General features: G+C 52.0%; 1 protein-coding gene. It reads left to right on the forward strand.

All coding sequences use genetic code 11. The features are described from left to right. Positions 1 to 348: ATP-binding cassette domain-containing protein (locus tag A3712_RS07305; protein ID WP_157618719.1), on the forward strand; the 348-nt coding region annotated here is incomplete at both ends.

The raw sequence follows: 348 nt of genomic DNA on the forward strand, positions 1-348 counted from the left end.
TGCTCTCGCGCAGTTAGATCGCGTTGGTATGGCCACTCGTAGCGGCCGCCGCATGGGACAGTTGTCCGGTGGTGAACAGCAACGCGTGCTGTTTGCTCAAGCGTTATTGGATAACCCAAGCTTACTGGTATTAGATGAACCTACGACGGGCATGGACGAGCAGGGCGTTCGCTATTTAGAATCGCTGATTCGTGAATGTGTTGATGAAGGCCGAACGATTCTAGCGGTGCACCACGATGTTACTGCGGTACGTCGACTTGACGCGAACGTGCATGTCGTTAACCGATTCTTAGTGGATAGTGGCCCACATGAGCAAGTACTGCATCCAACGAAGATCGAAAGCTTATT

Origin of the sequence: Vibrio sp. HI00D65 (genome assembly GCF_001635455.1) — a bacterium.
Taxonomy (GTDB): Bacteria; Pseudomonadota; Gammaproteobacteria; order Enterobacterales; family Vibrionaceae; genus Vibrio.